This window comes from Pontibacter sp. JAM-7, from assembly GCF_048548695.2.
Classification (GTDB): domain Bacteria; phylum Pseudomonadota; class Gammaproteobacteria; order Pseudomonadales; family Balneatricaceae; genus Neptuniibacter.
On the sequence record NZ_JBLYIF020000035.1, the window covers coordinates 1 to 275 of the forward strand.

A 275-nucleotide genomic window follows, 5' to 3' on the forward strand; every position below is an offset into this window, starting at 1 on the left:
TGGTAGGAATCCTATTTTTATACGGTGTAAAGAGTTTTATGTTCATGTGGCTATGGCCAATTTGGAACCAGATATTTGTTATGATGTTTTTGGCCGTTTGGATTCGTAGGTCCAATATTATGACCGGATCGGAATGGATACTTACCCGGTTTGGAGACGATAGGGCTGGGAGGGCCTCCCATAGCATAGTTGCTGTATTTGCCATTGTTGCCGCGGTAGGCTTTATTGCTTATTTCTTTGAAGGTGTAGGTAAATTTTTGACCATTATATTGCCA

Annotated in this window: 1 protein-coding gene; it reads right to left on the bottom strand. The window is 41.5% G+C overall.

Annotated features, from left to right (window positions below):
• Positions 1 to 50: 50 nt before the first annotated feature.
• Positions 51 to 275, bottom strand: a 225-nt coding sequence (locus tag ACFVYJ_RS13765) for a hypothetical protein (protein ID WP_463255422.1), incomplete at its 5' end; no start/stop codon positions are given.